20 protein-coding genes and 1 tRNA gene are annotated in these 15,726 nt (G+C 56.0%); 7 read left to right on the plus strand and 14 right to left on the minus strand.

Translation table 11 applies throughout. The features are described from left to right. Positions 1-30 precede the first annotated feature (30 nt). Positions 31-933 carry a polysaccharide deacetylase family protein gene (locus LYZ69_09430; GenBank protein ID MDV3278665.1) on the plus strand — a complete coding sequence of 301 codons (903 nt, stop codon included), beginning with the start codon at positions 31-33 and terminating at the stop codon, positions 931-933. On the opposite strand, the gene LYZ69_09435 is transcribed toward LYZ69_09430, so the two are convergent. Beyond that, complete coding sequence (locus LYZ69_09435) at positions 930-1,373, minus strand: CBS domain-containing protein (protein ID MDV3278666.1); 444 nt, start codon at positions 1,371-1,373, stop codon at positions 930-932. The genes LYZ69_09430 and LYZ69_09435 overlap by 4 nt on opposite strands. A gap of 121 nt (positions 1,374-1,494) precedes the next feature. On the opposite strand from LYZ69_09435, the gene LYZ69_09440 reads away from it, so the two are divergent. Next, positions 1,495-2,262: a hypothetical protein gene (locus LYZ69_09440; protein MDV3278667.1), complete on the plus strand. Its 768-nt coding sequence runs from the start codon at positions 1,495-1,497 to the stop codon at positions 2,260-2,262. 1 nt (position 2,263) lies between these two features. On the opposite strand, the gene LYZ69_09445 is transcribed toward LYZ69_09440, so the two are convergent. The 5 genes from LYZ69_09445 to LYZ69_09465 all read right to left on the minus strand — a co-directional run bounded on the left by LYZ69_09445 (position 2,264) and on the right by LYZ69_09465 (position 6,287). Further along, entirely contained in the window at positions 2,264-3,217 is a 954-nt protein-coding gene (locus LYZ69_09445) for a hypothetical protein (protein MDV3278668.1), read from the minus strand. An 80-nt stretch (positions 3,218-3,297) separates the two neighbouring features. Then, on the minus strand, positions 3,298-3,741 hold the full coding sequence (locus LYZ69_09450) for a hypothetical protein (GenBank protein ID MDV3278669.1): 444 nt from the start codon (positions 3,739-3,741) through the stop codon (positions 3,298-3,300). 137 nt (positions 3,742-3,878) lie between these two features. Beyond that, positions 3,879-4,481 carry a nicotinamidase gene (locus LYZ69_09455; protein MDV3278670.1) on the minus strand — a complete coding sequence of 201 codons (603 nt, stop codon included), beginning with the start codon at positions 4,479-4,481 and terminating at the stop codon, positions 3,879-3,881. Positions 4,482-4,492: 11 nt separating this feature from the next. Continuing rightward, positions 4,493-5,713 carry a nicotinate phosphoribosyltransferase gene (locus LYZ69_09460; protein MDV3278671.1) on the minus strand — a complete coding sequence of 407 codons (1,221 nt, stop codon included), beginning with the start codon at positions 5,711-5,713 and terminating at the stop codon, positions 4,493-4,495. 58 nt (positions 5,714-5,771) lie between these two features. Further along, complete coding sequence (locus LYZ69_09465) at positions 5,772-6,287, minus strand: NUDIX hydrolase (GenBank protein ID MDV3278672.1); 516 nt, start codon at positions 6,285-6,287, stop codon at positions 5,772-5,774. Between the two features lie 85 nt (positions 6,288-6,372). Here LYZ69_09465 and LYZ69_09470 point away from each other — a divergent pair. Next, a tRNA-Ala gene (locus LYZ69_09470) sits at positions 6,373-6,464 on the plus strand. 67 nt (positions 6,465-6,531) lie between these two features. Here LYZ69_09470 and tfb read toward each other — a convergent pair. From tfb to LYZ69_09490, 4 genes are all read right to left on the minus strand, one after another. Further along, complete coding sequence (gene tfb / locus LYZ69_09475) at positions 6,532-7,428, minus strand: transcription initiation factor IIB (GenBank protein MDV3278673.1); 897 nt, start codon at positions 7,426-7,428, stop codon at positions 6,532-6,534. Between the two features lie 169 nt (positions 7,429-7,597). After that, positions 7,598-8,092 carry a hypothetical protein gene (locus LYZ69_09480; GenBank protein ID MDV3278674.1) on the minus strand — a complete coding sequence of 165 codons (495 nt, stop codon included), beginning with the start codon at positions 8,090-8,092 and terminating at the stop codon, positions 7,598-7,600. Positions 8,093-8,251: 159 nt separating this feature from the next. Continuing rightward, positions 8,252-9,235, minus strand: coding sequence for a CRISPR-associated endonuclease Cas1 (locus tag LYZ69_09485; GenBank protein ID MDV3278675.1), 984 nt, complete (start codon positions 9,233-9,235; stop codon positions 8,252-8,254). Positions 9,236-9,271: 36 nt separating this feature from the next. Continuing rightward, on the minus strand, positions 9,272-9,601 hold the full coding sequence (locus tag LYZ69_09490; GenBank protein ID MDV3278676.1) for a hypothetical protein: 330 nt from the start codon (positions 9,599-9,601) through the stop codon (positions 9,272-9,274). A 131-nt stretch (positions 9,602-9,732) separates the two neighbouring features. Here LYZ69_09490 and LYZ69_09495 point away from each other — a divergent pair, with 131 nt between their 5' ends. After that, positions 9,733-10,125, plus strand: coding sequence for a hypothetical protein (locus LYZ69_09495; protein MDV3278677.1), 393 nt, complete (start codon positions 9,733-9,735; stop codon positions 10,123-10,125). Here the strand turns inward: LYZ69_09495 and LYZ69_09500 are convergent. From LYZ69_09500 to LYZ69_09515, 4 genes are all read right to left on the minus strand, one after another. Beyond that, positions 10,059-10,475, minus strand: a complete 417-nt coding sequence (locus LYZ69_09500; GenBank protein MDV3278678.1) for a hypothetical protein — start codon at positions 10,473-10,475, stop codon at positions 10,059-10,061. The genes LYZ69_09495 and LYZ69_09500 overlap by 67 nt on opposite strands. Before the next feature lie 773 nt (positions 10,476-11,248). Next, positions 11,249-12,010, minus strand: coding sequence for a carbon-nitrogen hydrolase family protein (locus tag LYZ69_09505; protein ID MDV3278679.1), 762 nt, complete (start codon positions 12,008-12,010; stop codon positions 11,249-11,251). 11 nt (positions 12,011-12,021) lie between these two features. Beyond that, positions 12,022-13,266, minus strand: coding sequence for a bifunctional phosphopantothenoylcysteine decarboxylase/phosphopantothenate--cysteine ligase CoaBC (coaBC, locus tag LYZ69_09510; GenBank protein MDV3278680.1), 1,245 nt, complete (start codon positions 13,264-13,266; stop codon positions 12,022-12,024). A 398-nt stretch (positions 13,267-13,664) separates the two neighbouring features. Next, positions 13,665-14,111 (minus strand): hypothetical protein, encoded by a 447-nt coding sequence (locus tag LYZ69_09515; protein MDV3278681.1) that lies wholly within the window; start codon positions 14,109-14,111, stop codon positions 13,665-13,667. A 38-nt stretch (positions 14,112-14,149) separates the two neighbouring features. Between LYZ69_09515 and LYZ69_09520 the strand changes: the two genes are divergently transcribed. From LYZ69_09520 to LYZ69_09530, 3 genes are all read left to right on the plus strand, one after another. Beyond that, positions 14,150-14,428: a thioredoxin family protein gene (locus LYZ69_09520; protein MDV3278682.1), complete on the plus strand. Its 279-nt coding sequence runs from the start codon at positions 14,150-14,152 to the stop codon at positions 14,426-14,428. Positions 14,429-14,900: 472 nt separating this feature from the next. Then, the gene (locus LYZ69_09525) at positions 14,901-15,143 is read left to right on the plus strand and encodes a DUF2683 family protein (protein ID MDV3278683.1); all 243 of its coding nucleotides are present in this window, start codon (positions 14,901-14,903) and stop codon (positions 15,141-15,143) included. Continuing rightward, positions 15,144-15,410 carry a type II toxin-antitoxin system RelE/ParE family toxin gene (locus LYZ69_09530; protein MDV3278684.1) on the plus strand — a complete coding sequence of 89 codons (267 nt, stop codon included), beginning with the start codon at positions 15,144-15,146 and terminating at the stop codon, positions 15,408-15,410. Positions 15,411-15,726 lie beyond the last annotated feature (316 nt).

Genomic DNA, 15,726 nt, shown 5'->3' on the forward strand with positions numbered 1-15,726 from the left:
TATCATCTGAGAGTGCGCAACTGCGCGAAGATGCAGGAAGCTGGGAGGGACTTCGTTGGGTATGGCAAGGAAACTCCAAAGTTCCGCTGGCCAGGTAACCGCAGGCTGGCGCTATCCGTGGTCATCAACTACGAGGAGGGCTCGGAGCACTCCCACGCGACCGATGGCATAGTGGAGGGTGTGGGTGAGTTCCTGCCAGTCGACATGCCAGTGAGGGACGTGGGGAATGAAAGCAGCTACGAATATGGGCCAAGGGTGGCGATATGGAGGATACTGGAGACGCTTAAGAGGTACAGGGCAAAAGCAACGTTCTTCGCGACTGCGACCGCCCTGGAAGTGAACAAGGCTGCGGCGAGAGCAATCGTCGACCAGGGGCACGAGGTGTGCGACCACGGCCTCAGATGGACGGAACACTACAGGTTCACCTACAGCCAAGAGAAGGACATGATTAGCAAGTCAGTGGAGGTCATAGAACAAGTCACGGGAAAGAAGCCGGTGGGGTTCTACGCCAGGGAACCGAGCGTCAACACGGTCGGGATTGTCGAGGAGCTGGGGAACTTCATCTATGAGTCGGACTCTTACAGCGACGACCTCCCCTACAGACGCGGAGGCAAGGGGATACTGATGCTCCCGTATACGCCGGACGCGAACGACTTCCACTTCCAGGCCCCTATGCACAGGTTCGCCAACTCCTCTGACTTCTTCACATACCTGAAAGACTCGTTCGACGTGATGCATGAAGAGGCGCAGAAGGCCTCCAAGATGATGTCTGTCGGGCTCCACTGCCGCGTCATAGGTAGGCCTGGCAGGATTGTTGCCCTGAGGAACTTCCTTTCATACGCCACAAGGTTCGACGACGTCTGGGTGGCAACGAGAGAGCAGATGGCGAGGCACTGGATTGAGCACGTAGAGCCGACGCTGAAGTCCGGCTAGGGGTTCTGCACGATGAGCTTCTTGATGTCTGCGGGCACGTTCGGCTCGTAGAACACGCCGACCACCCATTTGAAGAGGTCGCGCTCCGTCACTATCCCCATCAGCCTGCCCCCCTGCACCACGGGCAGCCGTCTAATCTTCTTGCGGAGCATTATGGTGAACGCGTTCCAAATCTCAGTCTCGGGGGAGACGGTGACCAGTGGTTTCGAGGCGAACGTCTTGGAGGGAGAGCTGAGGTCCTTGGCTGACTTGCCTGTCAGTTGCCTCATGATGTCCCTCTCGGTGATAATCCCGACTGGTGCGCCGCCTTCTAAGACGACTACGGAGCCGATGTCGTGCTTTACCATCTTAGCCACGGCAACGCTGACTGGTTCGCTTCCGGACACCGTTCGCACCGTCCTTGACATTATCTTGCCGACCACGTCCCTGGATTCGGACAAGCGACTCCCAGCACCGCTCTTCCGTCGGCGAGTATAAGACGTTAGTCCCGAATGCGTGGCTGCGGCGCTTGAACGGAAACCATAAGCTCTAAAGAAGCGGTGAGCGGCGAGCGCACGCAGGATGAGCATACTCGCTGAACCCCTCGAGGAGGCTAAGAGGATCTTCGAGACTTCGGCGCAGAGGGGCGTGGTACTGCGGCTCCTCGGAGGCATCGCTGTGCGCATTAGGTGCCCGTCCACGCAGCACGCCGCCCTCAAGAGGAGGTACCTAGACCTCGACTTCATCGGACTTTCGAAGCAGTCGGGAGACATACGGGAGTTCTTCGAGGAGATTGGCTACGAACCGCGAGTAAGGTTCAACGCGATGATGGGCTCAAGGAGGCTGATATTCAACGACCTTGTGAACGAAAGGAGGGTCGACATCTTCCTTGATGTGTTCGAGATGTGCCACAAGTTCGACTTCAGGGAAAGAGTGCGCCTCGACCCGTACACCCTGCCACTGGCCGACCTGCTCGCGACCAAGCTCCAGATCGTGCAGATAAACGACAAGGACTTCAGGGATGTAGTGTCGCTGCTCATGGACCACGAGGTGGGCAAAGGCGACGGCGACATGATCAACGGTCCGTACATTGCCGGCCTCTGCTCCAACGACTGGGGAGTCTACAAGACTTTCACGATGAACCTCTCCAAGGTTCTCAATGCGGTCGAAGGCTACGGTCTGAGCTCACCAGAGGTCGCGGTTGTGAAGTCCAAGGTGGAGGGACTCGTCAGGATGATCGAGGGCGTGCCGAAGACGCTGAGCTGGAAGCTCAGGGCCAGGGTCGGGGAGAGGGTCCCTTGGTATGAGTTACCTGAGGGAGACAAGCTGGTCGTTACCGACTCGGGTTGAATCAGCCAGAGGTCAGGAGGTAAGACTTGATTCTATCGTCTTCCAAATCAGCGAGGAAACCGCGCAGTATTCCTTCCCCGTACTCGCTGCCGGGGTTCGCGCACATAGTCCGCCCTATCTTGGTTATCCCTCTGGACTCGTGAATGTGGCCGTGGATGCCGAGCATTGGCTGGTACTTCTCAATCGCCGCCCTGCACGCTGAGCTGCCTGCCGAGATCATCTGCACCTGACCAGACTTGACGACGATCTTGAGCGATTCGTCTATCCGGGGCGCCTGATCTATCAGCGTGCTTATTGGAGGGACGTGGATGTTGAAAAGGGCCGACCCGATGTTCTGGAGGCCGTCGGCCATTCTCTCAATCTTCTTCTGAAGCTCCTCCTCGTCAACCTCGCGCGGACTGTGCCACGGCGTGTGGTTGGTGGTGCCGAGGGTTATCATCTCGTGATGGCCGTCTATGTCGACGACCTTCTCCTCGGGGTTAACCACGTAGGAGGAGGAGCTGAGGACCGGGTCGATTTCGAACACGTCGTCATTACCTGGAGAGATGAAACACTTCACGTTGGTCTTGCCGAGCCGCTCCTCGGCGAGGGCGACCCACTCCCCGACGCGGTCGACCATCAGCTGCTTGAACAATGCGGTCACCTTCGCAGGGTTCGCTGAGAGCTCTTCGAACTCCTCCTGGGTGACGACCTTGCAGTAGGAGCCGGAGTCCGCCGCCCTGGTTATCAAGTCGTCTACCTCGTGCCTGTTCTTCAGCCGTATCTCGTCGCCTTGGTACGTGCAGTGGTAGGCCCCATCTTGCTGCTCGACTATTGGGATCATGACCTTCCCGGTTATGTCCCCGCCAAGAATCAAGATGTCTGCGTTGTAGAACTTGGCTGCGCTCAGGAATTTCCTGAAGCACCTGGTGGAGCCGTGGACGTCTGTGATGAAGTAGATCCTGGACTTCGGCACGCCTCGCGCGTTTCGTCGGGTGTTAATTAACGTGAGCAGCGGCCGAGTCGCGCATTAGCATGATGATGAGGGACCGGAGCCTACCTGCTCTTGTAGCAGAAGTAGGGGTATCCGCCGTTGACTAGGTTGACTGCCCTCTCCACTATCTTGTCAGAGATCTCCTTCCACTTTTCGTCCCAGTCGATTCCCTCGACAGTCAACTCCTTCTCATCCCCGCCCGTCCTGGAAGGGGAGCTGGCCCAGATGGCTCTTCCATAGAAAGGCTTCACTATGCGGACAGACCAGCGGTCGCAGCGCGTCTTCGACCCATCCCTCCTGAAGTACTGGCACTCGCTGCAGAAGCGTGAGAGCCAGATGATCTCCTTTGTCCGCTTGACCGTCTTGCCTATCTGCTCCAGGAGTCTCTCCGACTCCTTTCTGATCATGTCGGCAAGTTCCTTCTGCCCCTCCTCGGAGTTGGTGTAGTACTCCGGGTCCGCGGCGACAGCCTGGTACCAGCTCTCGAACTCGTTCTCTTCGGCCAAGTCCCGGGGCGAGGGACGTTCTCAGACTAAAAAGCGTGATGAGTATCTTCGGTTGTCCAGAATGAATAAATAGCGAAAACCCGCTGAAGCGTGGGTCTGGCGCGTAGCGTGCTACGACGGGCGACCTGGACTGGCCATTACGGTCGGGATGATGACACCATTGCTGCGCGCCGGCATCTCTTCACCACCTCCCCAGCGGTAGTCAGGGTTGCACCTTTCGCAGTCATCGACCTCAGGGCCGACGCCGAGTCTCCAGGCCGCAGGTTCACTCCCCTGACGCAGTCAGTCATCACTTCGACCTTGAACCCCCTCGCGAGCCCGTCCAGACACGTCTGCTTGACGCAGTAGTCGGTCGCCAGGCCTCCGATGATAAGGTCCGTCACGCCGAGCCGCCTGAGCTCCGCCTCGAGGTCCGTCCCTTGGAAGCCAGAGTATGCCTCCGAGTCTGGCGCCGTCGCCTTGCTGACCACAACCGACCCCTTAGGGACGACGAGGTCTGGATGGAACTCGGCTCCGGGCGTCCCTGCCACGCAGTGGGGTGCCCAAGTGCCACCCTGTTCGATGAACGAACAGTGGTTCGCCGGATGCCAGTCTCTGGTGAGGAAGACTGGGAGTCCGGCGTCGTGGAAGGCGGAGATCACGCGGTTCAGGGATTTGACGACGTCGTCGCCCCCCTTCACCCCGAGCGCACCACCCGGACAGAAGTCTCGTTGCACGTCCACGACGACGAGCGCAGCCATTCCCAAACCGGCTACCTCCAGGTCAGCGACGGCTGTGAAGACTCCAGACCTCGGAGAGAGCCTGCGAGGCGGGACCGTATGCCCTCTATCCCCTCGTACCTCCGCACAATCTTCCCGTCCTCGAGCAGCGGCTTCAGCAGGGCCGACGAGCCCCTCGGCTTGGGTGAGCCTTCGAGTGCGACTGAGTCTTTGAACCCGTTCGACCTGTAGACCGCCTTCCTTCCTCCCAGCCCTCCCCTCTTCGCCCTGAACTCCCTCCGACCTCGACCAACGACCTCGACAATCTTTGCGCTGAGGTCTATCACCGGAGGATAAGCGACGGCCGTCCCCACTCCGAAACCATCAACGAGGTCCCTGAGTTGCCTCACAGAGTCTTCGTCGAGCCTGCCCGAGGCGATTAGCTTCACCTTCTTTCCTCCCCTGATGTCTAGCTCCCACCTCACCTCTTCTATGATTTTCCGGAAGTCGCCCCGACGGGAGGCGGGGGTGTCGAGTCTCACTCCCCAGAGCCTTGACCCGAGCACCTCGAACGCCTTGATGGACTCCGCTTTCTCGTCCCAGAACGTATCGACAAGCGCGACCCGAGGGACGCTCCTCGCGATTGTCCTGTCGAAGAGCCGCCAGGCGCGCTCTTGGTCTCCCAGGATCTGGATGAGGGCGTGCGGCATGGTTCCAGAGGGGGTGATTTTCAGCAGCTTCGCCCCGAGGACGTTGGATACTCCGTCGAACCCGGCCAGATAGCAGGCGCGCTCGACGAGAGCGACGAGGGCGGGGTGGACTCTTCTCGTGCCGAAACTAAGAAGTAACTTGTTTCCCGCCGCCATCCTGAACCTGGCCGCCCGCGTGGAGACACTTGTCGACGAGGCGAGGAGGCCGAGCAGTGGAGTCTCGTACTCAGTGAAGTCAGAGTACCTCCCTTCGATGACCATCAGGGGTTCGTAGAGAGCAGTCGATGTGTCGGCAAGGAAGACAGACCCCTCGTCGAACGCCCAGACGTTGACGGGCAGCCCCTCGAGTAGCTTCGCAGCCTCGTAGACGCCGCTCACGACTCCCCAGTTCTGCTGGTATGGGACGTCCCTGGCGTAGACCTCCATGACAACCCTGGAGTCGATGCGATTCCTGCCCAGGACCTCCTTCGTGTGGAGGAAGTACTCGTCCGTCGTCTCGCCGCTCTTGATTTCTTTCTCCTGGGCCAGCCAGAAGAGTCTGTCGTCGAGGTCGATGTGGCGCATTTTCTTGATTTCGTCCGTCAGTTCCCGCTCAAAAAGGGTTCCGTCTCCACGAGAGGCGCTAGCCCCTCCACTTCCCTAGGTGGGCGAGGATGTCTTCGTGCGACCGGGCGAAATCCTCCCTGCGCAGATTCGTGGTGTCCACGAACCTCAGCTCTTTCCACGCGGCGTGGGACCTCACCTCCGCTCTTTCACCCGAAAACAGGAACTCCAAGTCCCAGTGGTTCTTTGGCCCGTAAACCTCGGAGAAGACCCATGGCCCCTCGAGTTTCTGGTCTGTGATGCCCAGCTGCTCGTCGAGAATTCTCTCTGCCGCGTTCTGCGGAGACTCGCCGTACAGCAGCTGTGACGCCGGGAGAATCCAGCCGCTTCTGTTGCGTTCAGCTCTTTCCCTGTCGAGGCCGCCAATCCGCTCCCACGGCCCGTCGACGTTCAGCTTTCCGAGGAGGATCTCGTTCGGCCTGCTGGTCTTGGTGAGAATTACGAAGGAGGAGAGGCAGAATCCCCCGTCGGGTATCTCGTCGATTCTCGGTGGGGTGGTAGTCTTCGAAAATCTTGTGAACAGTCTTTCTGACAACATGGTTACGAAGGACGGTTTGTCGTAATTAAGTATTGGAAGGCGGAAAATCCCGTTAAATACACCTAGAAGAGAGAAATGCGTAGGGCCGGTAGTTCAGCGGTACGAACGCCCGCCTCGCACGCGGGAGAACCCGTTCGGGTCCCAAGGTCGGGGGTTCAATTCCCCCCCGGTCCATCTTTGCCTAAATCACGCGTAAGCGGAGACAGTCCTACAGGAGCACCTGAGAAAGGCTGACGTAGTACTAGCGCGCTACGATCTTCGGCGGAGCCTCTTCGAGACCCAGCTCTGCTCCGAGGTCTGCCCTCAGTCCCTTGTACCTGTTCCTGACCGTGACCTCGGTTACGCCGGCCGCGTCTGCGATTTCCTTCTGGGTCTTCACGTCGCCTTCGAGCACGCCCGCAAGGTAGAGTGAGCTCGCTGCAAGGCCCATCGGCGCCTTGCCCGCGGAGATCTCCCTCTGCTCGGTCATCCTGACAATCTCTATCGCCTTTCTGATTGTCTTCTCTGACATCCCGACCCTTGAGGCAATCCTGGTGACGTTCTTCGCCGCGTCTGCGACAGGCATGCTCAGGTTCATCTCATGGAGCAGTATCCTGTAGTCCCTGGCGATGTCCTTCTTGTTCAGGTTGCTCACAGCCGCTATATCCTTGATCGTCCGGGGCGTCTCCGTGTCCCTGAATGCGGCGTAGAGCGAGGCTGCGGCGATGCCGTTTATCGAGCGTCCTCTCAGCAACCCGTGTTCAAGCGCCTTCCTGTAGATGTACGCGGCCTTCTCCTTGACGGCCTGGGACACGACAAGCTTGTCGCCGATCTTCTCGAGCTCGGTCATGGCCAGCCCGAGGTTCCGCTCCATGGAGCCCATCGCGGGGGAGCGGTTGTCCCACTTGCGGAGCCTGTCGATGGTGGTCCGCATAGGAGACGCTAACGCCCTGCCCGAGGCGTCTCTGTTAGACCTGCCCACGACCGTGGAGAGCCCCATGTCCCGTCGCGTTATCGACGTCGGGGCGCCGGTCCTGGCCTTGTTCTCTGCGTCGTCGGCGAAGGACCTCCACTCCGGGCCGAGGTCAATCGACTTTGCGCTGACGACGAAACCGCAGTTGCTGCAAGAGAGCTCGCCGCTGGTAGAATCCTCAACCAACGTCCTCTTGCCGCAGTTGGGACACCTATCAGATACCTGAAGCACGGATGACCTTTGTTTACTCAATTCCTAGACTCACGTCATAACATACGTAATATTGTGCTTATAAGTGTAGTAGTTTTTTGCTACTAAGTTAGTAGCGCCGTCTTTACCTGCCTCCTTGCGCCGATTACGTGTTGATAGCTTTCCTGACCAGCTTGGTGCCGCAAACCGGGCACTCGGTGAGCTTCGGGTTCGTGTACTGCTTGCCGCACCCTTTACAGAAAAGCCTCCAGGTGATGTTCTTCCATTCCCCTCCCTTCAGCGTGGTCTCCGACAATGGGATGGACAGGACCTCGGCCACGTTCCTCACTGCGAAATCATCCGAGACGAGGTGGACGTTGCCGTCGGTCCTCGAGAGGTCCAGCGCGAGGGCCAGCAGGGACACGTCGGTATCCGAGAGGGCGCCGAAGTCTCCAGTCTTTGATGAGATTGACCTGACGCGGCTGACCGACTCTGCCGACGGCTCGGTCACCTGCACCCTGGTATGAATCAGGGAAGAGCCGACGTTGTGGTGCTTGACTTCCTGCAGGACGAGATACGTGGTGTAGTAGCGGCCGCTGCCCTGGTACGGGATGCCCGCGTAGAAGGCAGTTGAATCGAGGATGTACGCAGGCTCAGACAAGTTTGTCTTTCCTCAAAGAACAGGGTGGCCCCTCAATCCATGAACCTGGCGGCAGTTTGCCCATCTGCGTGCATCATTTCTTTCGTGGTATTACGGTCGTCAGACTCAACCTTATTTAGTTGTCTATAACCAAGCGGAGAATGCACTTTTCTTGGCAGACTACGGAATGAGAGTAGTGCGCACCATCGAATTCGTTGCTGTCTTGACGAAATCTAGGTCGGCCTTCGCCCCATATACGAGTGGTTCGAACTCCGCGACGTTGCCCGAAGTTAAGACCTGATTCATCGATGAAGTGTATTTCCTATATGCTTCAAGCACGCTCATCTCTCGGCCTTCGTAAAATAGCATCTGCTCATCGGCAGAACGTCCGATCTCCTCCAGCTGTCTTACCATGTCCACGCTCGGATAATAATACCTGACGTGCTGTCGTCCAAGCTTGCTAACGAAATCCTCTCGTTTAACCTCGAACTTCAAGCACCGCTCGAGAAACCTCTCTCTGTCAGCGAGCTTGAATTGATCTGAGAGATCGAGCAGAAGACCCAGCCCTTTACTCCGAGAGCTGACGTGGATCAGGCCCTCAATATTGAGTAATCCAACCTGCGAGTTAATGTTGGCGCATATGGCAAGTCGTCTTTGGTGCAGATAGTTGATTGCGGCATTGGCAGGTGAATATCCTCTTGCCCTGGCCCTCGGAATCGAAACAAGCTCGCGAACGAACCTTTCCCTAACTCTGCTCTTGAAGTCCAGATTCGCAATTCTTAGAATTCTCTTGTAGGCTGCCCAATAATGATAATTGGTTCGCGCTTCGAACGCTAGCAACTGGTCAAGCGTAGAGCGCCCGAGTTGCTTCAACCTGAGATATTCAATCAGTTGTGCTCTGGTCTCTGGATATGAGGTGTGGGGCCCCGGCAGATCAAGAATTCTCCTCGTCGCGATGATTACGCTCAGCATTAACGACTCCGCCATGGCTTTGGTGAGTTGGCCACCAGCTTTGATCATCTCTGGCATTCCGGTCTTCAGTCCACCTCGCCGTTCCGTCATCGTCTGTATCCTCCTCTGAGTAGTGGAGACACCCTTTCCTCCCAGCAATCGCACTTGGTGGGCCGAGAGACCGTAAGGCAGGCGCTGGGGCGCTTCCATCATTTGGCATACATAAACGGGAGGCAAGTTATAGTTTCGTCAAGAATTCATTGTGGCGAAAAATTCCTTTCGACCCATTTTCTTTCTCTTCCATTCGTATAATAGCCTGGGTTCTCCAGCCTCTCGAACCGCCATTCTCCTTATCTCTTGGTAGTGCAGATCAACCATATCGGTTTCGAATCCCAAAGCCCTAACAGGAATCCACTTCTTGCGCTTGGGCTTGAATCGCACCGCATCCCACAGGACTATGACCCCCAGCTCATAGTCGTCAATCCTTCCGCAAAACTTCTTTCCACGTTTAGTTTCGATAAAAACTGTCTTGCTTACGTAGTCATTAATTCGGGCAGGCCACTTCGTCTTACCTTGCACGTTGACGCAGAACCAAGTCCTTGCTATAAGGAAGACATGGACCGCGATAGTTTCACAAGGGCGTCTCCCTCTTCGCCAACCGCCGCAAGCAGGCACCACTGGTTAAATCTCGGTTCCCGATCCGAATCGCTGTGCCCGAGAGGCCCCTGATCCGCAACCTTTCCATCGAGATGGTCGAGATTCCTCGAATGGAATTCACCAGCGTCTGGGTTGACGACGAGCACGTCCTGATCGAGCTCTGGGCGAAGGACGACGGGCAGCGCGAACTCCTCGGGAGGGTCGCGAAAAACAGGAAGGAAGGCGAACAGTTGCTGGTGGAGCTGGACGGCAGGGCGCTGCTCAGGAGGATTCGGACGATCAGTCTCAGGCCGGGCTTCCAGGAGAGGGACAAGCTGGTCTTGACGATCATTCTCGGGCCAGTCTTGTCAGAGCCGCAATGTAATGAGACTCGTCTGATTCAATCTCGTTTCCTCCTCCGCCGGGCTCCTTTCCGTTCCCGCTTTCCTCTTTTCTTACCTGCATGATACGTGCGATCTGGGAGCTTCTCAAAACTCTCTAGGAGTTCCTTCTCATACTCCTGGGCTTCCTTTTCCTCCTCTTCGGTCATTGGGTGCTTCCATGGCATTTCTGACAACTTCCGTTGCTGTTCCACTAGTCTTCTCGCCTTCAGGGTATCAGTGAAAGACAGCTCGAAGTCATGAGAATTGTCGAACGAGCAGTAGTACTTCACGATTATCTTCCCTGGAACTATCCTTCCATTGCTCATCTTGAGGAATGCAGGTGAATCGCAGTATGGACAACTCGGACTTGGCGCGCCTTCGCTTGGCGAACTCTTGAAATCCTTGACGAGCCAATCCCCGTCTTCAATCCTCATGTCTGTGACGTATGGTTGACCTCGGTGTATTTGTAAGTAGCTCCTTTGGGTTCTGTTAGGTTGTCGGGCCATGATGGAGAAACATCGGACATGGATTCCCCGAAGAGTAACAGTGCCCGGTGGCATGTGCCAGAAATTCCCAAACGAGTACCAGGCCAAACTAGCACCGAAAACGGGGGTTAATGTGCCAGAAGAGGGGGGATCACGTTCGCCACGTGTTGGCCGCAGTCCTCCTTTCGTGTGAGCAAGCGAAACCGCCTTTTCTGTTGTCCCGTATCTATGACGAGTTCATGAACTGGCGAATAGGCGTTCGACAGTTTCGCAATAGGCAGCTGCCTGGGTGCAAGTTTCGACAAATCTCACTAACACAAAGGTAGCGAGGGGTCGAATCCCTCCGGGCCCGCACTTGGTCTCTCCTTGCCGATGATTTACCAGTAAATCGAGGCTGAAATTCCACCCAACATGCTAGGTCGGAGTCCTGCCCCCGCGTTATGACTTGGCATCTAGCCAGAGAATGGGCTCGGACTGTCATCAACTTCTTCAACTTCGTCTGACTTAACACGAGTGTTACACAGGTCGCAAAATATCGAGTCGCCATTGATTGTAATGAGTTGTGACTTGCAGACCTTATGTACCAGCAACGCTAATCCTCTTTGCTTACTTGTCTGAAGAATTCCAAGCGATAAACTTTGATACGCGTCAACCCGGTTCTGTTACGTTACCGGTTGACGACGAATGAAATCCGACCCGCGGCATCCTTTTTGTCCTGCGAGTCATTTCAGGAGGTCGGAGTAGATTTCCGGGCGTCTGGCGCGCAGCCTTTCCTCCCTATGACGCCTGATTGTTGCTAGGTCAAGGTTGGCCACTAGGATTTGGGATCGAGGACCGGAGCTGGCGAGTACCTTTGGATACACTATCCTGTCCTTCTCTCCGACCGTGAATCCAACGATCAGGCTCCCTCCCTGAAACTTAGGAGCTTGTAGGACGTTGGGGCTGACAACCGGGACTCTGTTCTCGAGTGCCCTCACCTTGACATACAGTTTCCAGGGCTTCAAGCCGGCGGAGGATATCCTGGCCGGGGCGAAGAGTACTTCGGTTCCATTTAGGGCAAGAATCCTGGAGACCTCAGGGTAAACCAAGTCATGACAGATGGTGATTCCTACCTTCACTCCACTCGCGTCGAAGGTGAAAAGCGCGTTCCCCGGGATTGCCCTCCTCTTCTCTCTGCCGAAAAGGTGAGTCTTCTGCTGTCTTCCGACCTCTCCTTTCGGCCCAAGCAAGACGCTCTCTACCATGGTTGCGCTCTCTCTCCTCGTGAATTCCCCGCCAGAGATGATGTACGCCCCTGTATCTGTCGCTATCTGAGCGAGCGCCTCGACCACCTTCTCGATGTTGTTGATGGCATCGGGAACCCAGTGCTCAGGCAAACAGATGACCTCTGCCTTGTCGGCGGCTTGTCGCGTCATCCGTAATGCCCGTCTCACAACTTCTGACTTCGACCCGCTGCAGTCGAGCTGGACCGCAGCTACTCGCAAACGGCCGCCTTTCACTCGCTGCGGAGCTCCCTAACTGCCAGGCTGAGAATGCCGTCTGCAATCCTCCTCTTCGGAGCTCTGGAGAGGTGCGTTGTCTCGCCCCCTGACGAGACCACGGTCACTTCGTTCTCATCCGCTCCAAAGCCAATCCCCTCCCTGCCGACGTCGTTCACCACGACCATGTCAGCGCCCGATTCTCTGAGTCTCTGCCTTGCCCTACCAAGCAGCTCGGCCCTGGGAAGGTTATGCTCCGCCTTGAATATCACCAAGAAGGTCGAAGGACTCACTCTCTTCGCTTGGTCGATTATCTTGGGTGTCCTGGCCAGTTCCAGCGTGAGCGTTTGGCTCTTCGAAGATTCTATCTTGGTGTTGAGGATTTTGACCGGCCTGTAGTCTGATACGGCGGCCGCGGCCAGCATCAAGTGGTACTTTGAATGCGACAGTTGCGAGATGACCTGCTTGTACATTTGTTCGGCTGTATTCACTGCGAGCACCTTCACCCCAATCGGAGGTTCGGCAGAGCCAGGACCGTAGACAAGCGTGACACTCGCCCCTCTCCTCTCCGCCGCAGACGCCAGGGCGACCGCCATCTTCCCCGAACTCCTGTTCGTCAGGACTCTGACCGGGTCGATCTGCTCGGCAGTCGGCCCACCGGTTATCAGAACCTTCATGCTGCGCATATCTTTGTTCGAAACAGTTAGTATCAATGAGGAAAGTATTTCCTCGACACTTGCGAGTTTCGCCTTCCCTTCATCGATTGTCGGAGGGATGATGACTACGCCCACCCTCTCGAGCTTCTTGAGGTTCTCCTGTATGATGGGGTGACGCATCATTGTGTCGTGCATCGCTGGCGCAATCAGGATTGGAATCCCGGCCCCAAGGGCAGAGGAGACGTACGACGTGACCGGGGAGTCGTCGATTCCTGCGGCGATCTTCCCTATCGTGTTCGCAGTCGCGGGCGCAATCAGGATAGCGTCAGCCTTCCCAGCGCCGGTAGTGTGCACGACATGCTCTATCTTGCCAGTGAGTTCAGTTACTACGGGGTTTCCCGTTGCCCACTCCATCAAGTCTGGATGAATTATCTTCTGGGCGGCCGCGGTCATGACCGCGTGTACGTCTGCGCCATGCCTCATCAGACTCCGGGCTATGTCTGGCGCGAGGTAGGCCGACACGCTCCCCGTGATTCCCAGGATGATTTTCTTCCCCCTGAGCTCCTCCCCTTCAGTTCCGATTATTTCCTTGGAAGGGTGTTCCATGAACCGCCTCGTACCGGCTTGTGTTCGATTTATCATTATGGACTGGGGATGCGGCAGCCGCCGCCGGTTCACCGTTTGTCAAGGGTATTCGCCCTCACGGATGATATGCTTCGGGTGTCCGTTTGTCCCTGACGGGTTAATCTCGGATCCTGAAGACTGTGTTTTCGACCATGCTTCGGGTACGCCGGTGCTCTTTCGGTCGCAGCAGAACTCATCGCTCAGCCTTGAAGCTCGAATCCAACGCGTGGCGCGCCTGACACTACGATAAGCCAGATCTCTTGGTTTTCGAGAGTCAAGTGGGGCGATTATCAGTCTAGCTGTAATCTTCCCCCGACGGATCTGCTATCTTCGCCGTGATATTTCATGCAGTGGAGTTCGTTGGGGCAATCCTCTCGGCCCTACTTGGCAATCAGGCCTGGGTCGAGTGCGCATTGAGCTCTTAGGCTCCTTTCTTGGACGAAAGCAACTGACACGAGCAGAGTCAGGGAAGCCAGCTTGATGGGGATTTGGTACGTATAGAACATCACTCCTAAGACGGCGAGGAACCCTCCGGCCCCACCCGCGAAGACCAGCAGGGGCACGAGATAGTAACAAGGGCAAGCTCCAGCAATCAAGGCGGCTGTCATTCCCGCGAGGCCGGTCTTGGTGTATTTGGACCCCGCGGCGGGAAAGTGTGCAAGTTGGAACAGGGAGGCCAAAATGACAATGCCCGAGAATGCCGAAATCACCAAATCAAGAACCGCGTAGGGAACTCTGTCCAGGGATAAAAAGAGAGTCAGATAGGGCACGAAAAACAGAAACTCGTCTGAGTACAGGAAGAGAAGGGGGGAGATGTTGATGAGCAAGAAACCTTAAGCTAAAGTCTGCAATTGGGAATCTTGGAATGCCGCACAGAATCCAGATATTTTCTGGTGGTTGCAGGCTCTGCGAGCAGGCGGCGGAGATTATCGAGGTGGGCAAATGCAAGGATTGCGTTATGGAGACGCTGGATGTCAGGGACTCGAAGAACGGAAAACTCATGCGGCACTACGCTATCAGCTCCGTACCTAGCATCGTCATCGATGGAAGGATAAAGGTGGCGGGGGTTCCAGACTTCCCATGGTTCTGCGGGGATGAATTCTACAAGATACTCGAGGGAAAATACCCGTTGAAGAGACGATAGATTAGCGACGTGATGAATCTGGTTCTGTGGCCCTCAAGCTTGAGATTTCTGCCGGATACGATTCTTCGATGGACCGTAAAGGGCTCCGGTGGAGCGGGATCCCAGTCTGGGAAACAAATACCAAAGACCACGGCGATTCGTTTGTACGCGTAACACCATCTGCAGACATGTTGTCTAGGGGTGGAAAGAAAGGGGTTACAGCTCCGATCGGTGTGAAGTACCACCGGACTCGGACTATGGCAATAACGGTTGGGAAAAAGGAGACCGTGGTATTTTTAACCTCGACTGTGGCTATGATAAGTTACAATGGAACCCGAGAAGTCCGCGAAGATCGGGTTCCGAACGCCCCGGAGTGTGGGCCCCGTCGGGCCCGCAGAATCAATTCCAAGTTGACTTCATCAGATTTGAATTTCCCCGAGATAGCGAAGGGCCGGCGATTAGCCTTATATCCTCATATTAACATGGTATTAATATGGTCAAGGCGATCGTCGAGATAGACAAGCAAGCAAACAAAGTAATCAACGTCGTCAAGGCTCAGTACGGTTTGAAGGACAAGTCACAGGCAATTAACGAGATGGCAAAACAGTATAGGGAGCTGGTGCTTGAATCTGGAGTCAGACCAGAGTACCTTAGGAAGTTGAAGAGGATCCGGGAGGAACCGATAATCAGAGTTGGAAGCATCAGCGACTTCAAGAAAAGATACGGTCAGAAATGAATGTATGAACTGGAAACCAGGGAGCACGTTGATAGAGCCTTCAGGAAGCTGGCTAGAAAGAATCCAAATCAGATGGAAGTCATAACCAAGAAGATTCAAGAGGTTCTGGAAGATCCGCGCAGGTTCAAGCCAATGCATTTCCCACTGGCGGGTATGCGGAGGGTTCACTTCGGCAACTTCGTCCTCCTATTTTCGATTGACGAGCAGAGAAGGACCGTTATCCTCGAAGACTATGAGCATCACGACAAGATTTACAGGAAGAAGTGAGTGAATTGAAGGAGTTCCGAAATTCAGAGCAGTCGCAGTCGAGTTCAAACCTTCCTTAATACGAACCCGTCAAACAGAACCATTTCCAGCTACGTCTTAGTCTATGAACAGACCTCTCCGTTTTGATTAACAAACATCGCGTCAGAGGACTCTGGTCCGAATCCTTCGCGGTACGAACCCGTCAACCGTACCCATTTCTAGGCGTGAATTTACGTCGTGTCCCGTCGGGCCCGCCCTCCAGGGCGTGGGGTCAACATGCTACAACGAGCGGGAGTTCTGGACGAAGAAGGCATACCATTAGTCTGGCATTGGATTT

The organism is Nitrososphaerales archaeon (assembly GCA_032906765.1).
In the GTDB taxonomy this organism is placed as follows: domain Archaea; phylum Thermoproteota; class Nitrososphaeria; order Nitrososphaerales; family Gagatemarchaeaceae; genus DASPPF01.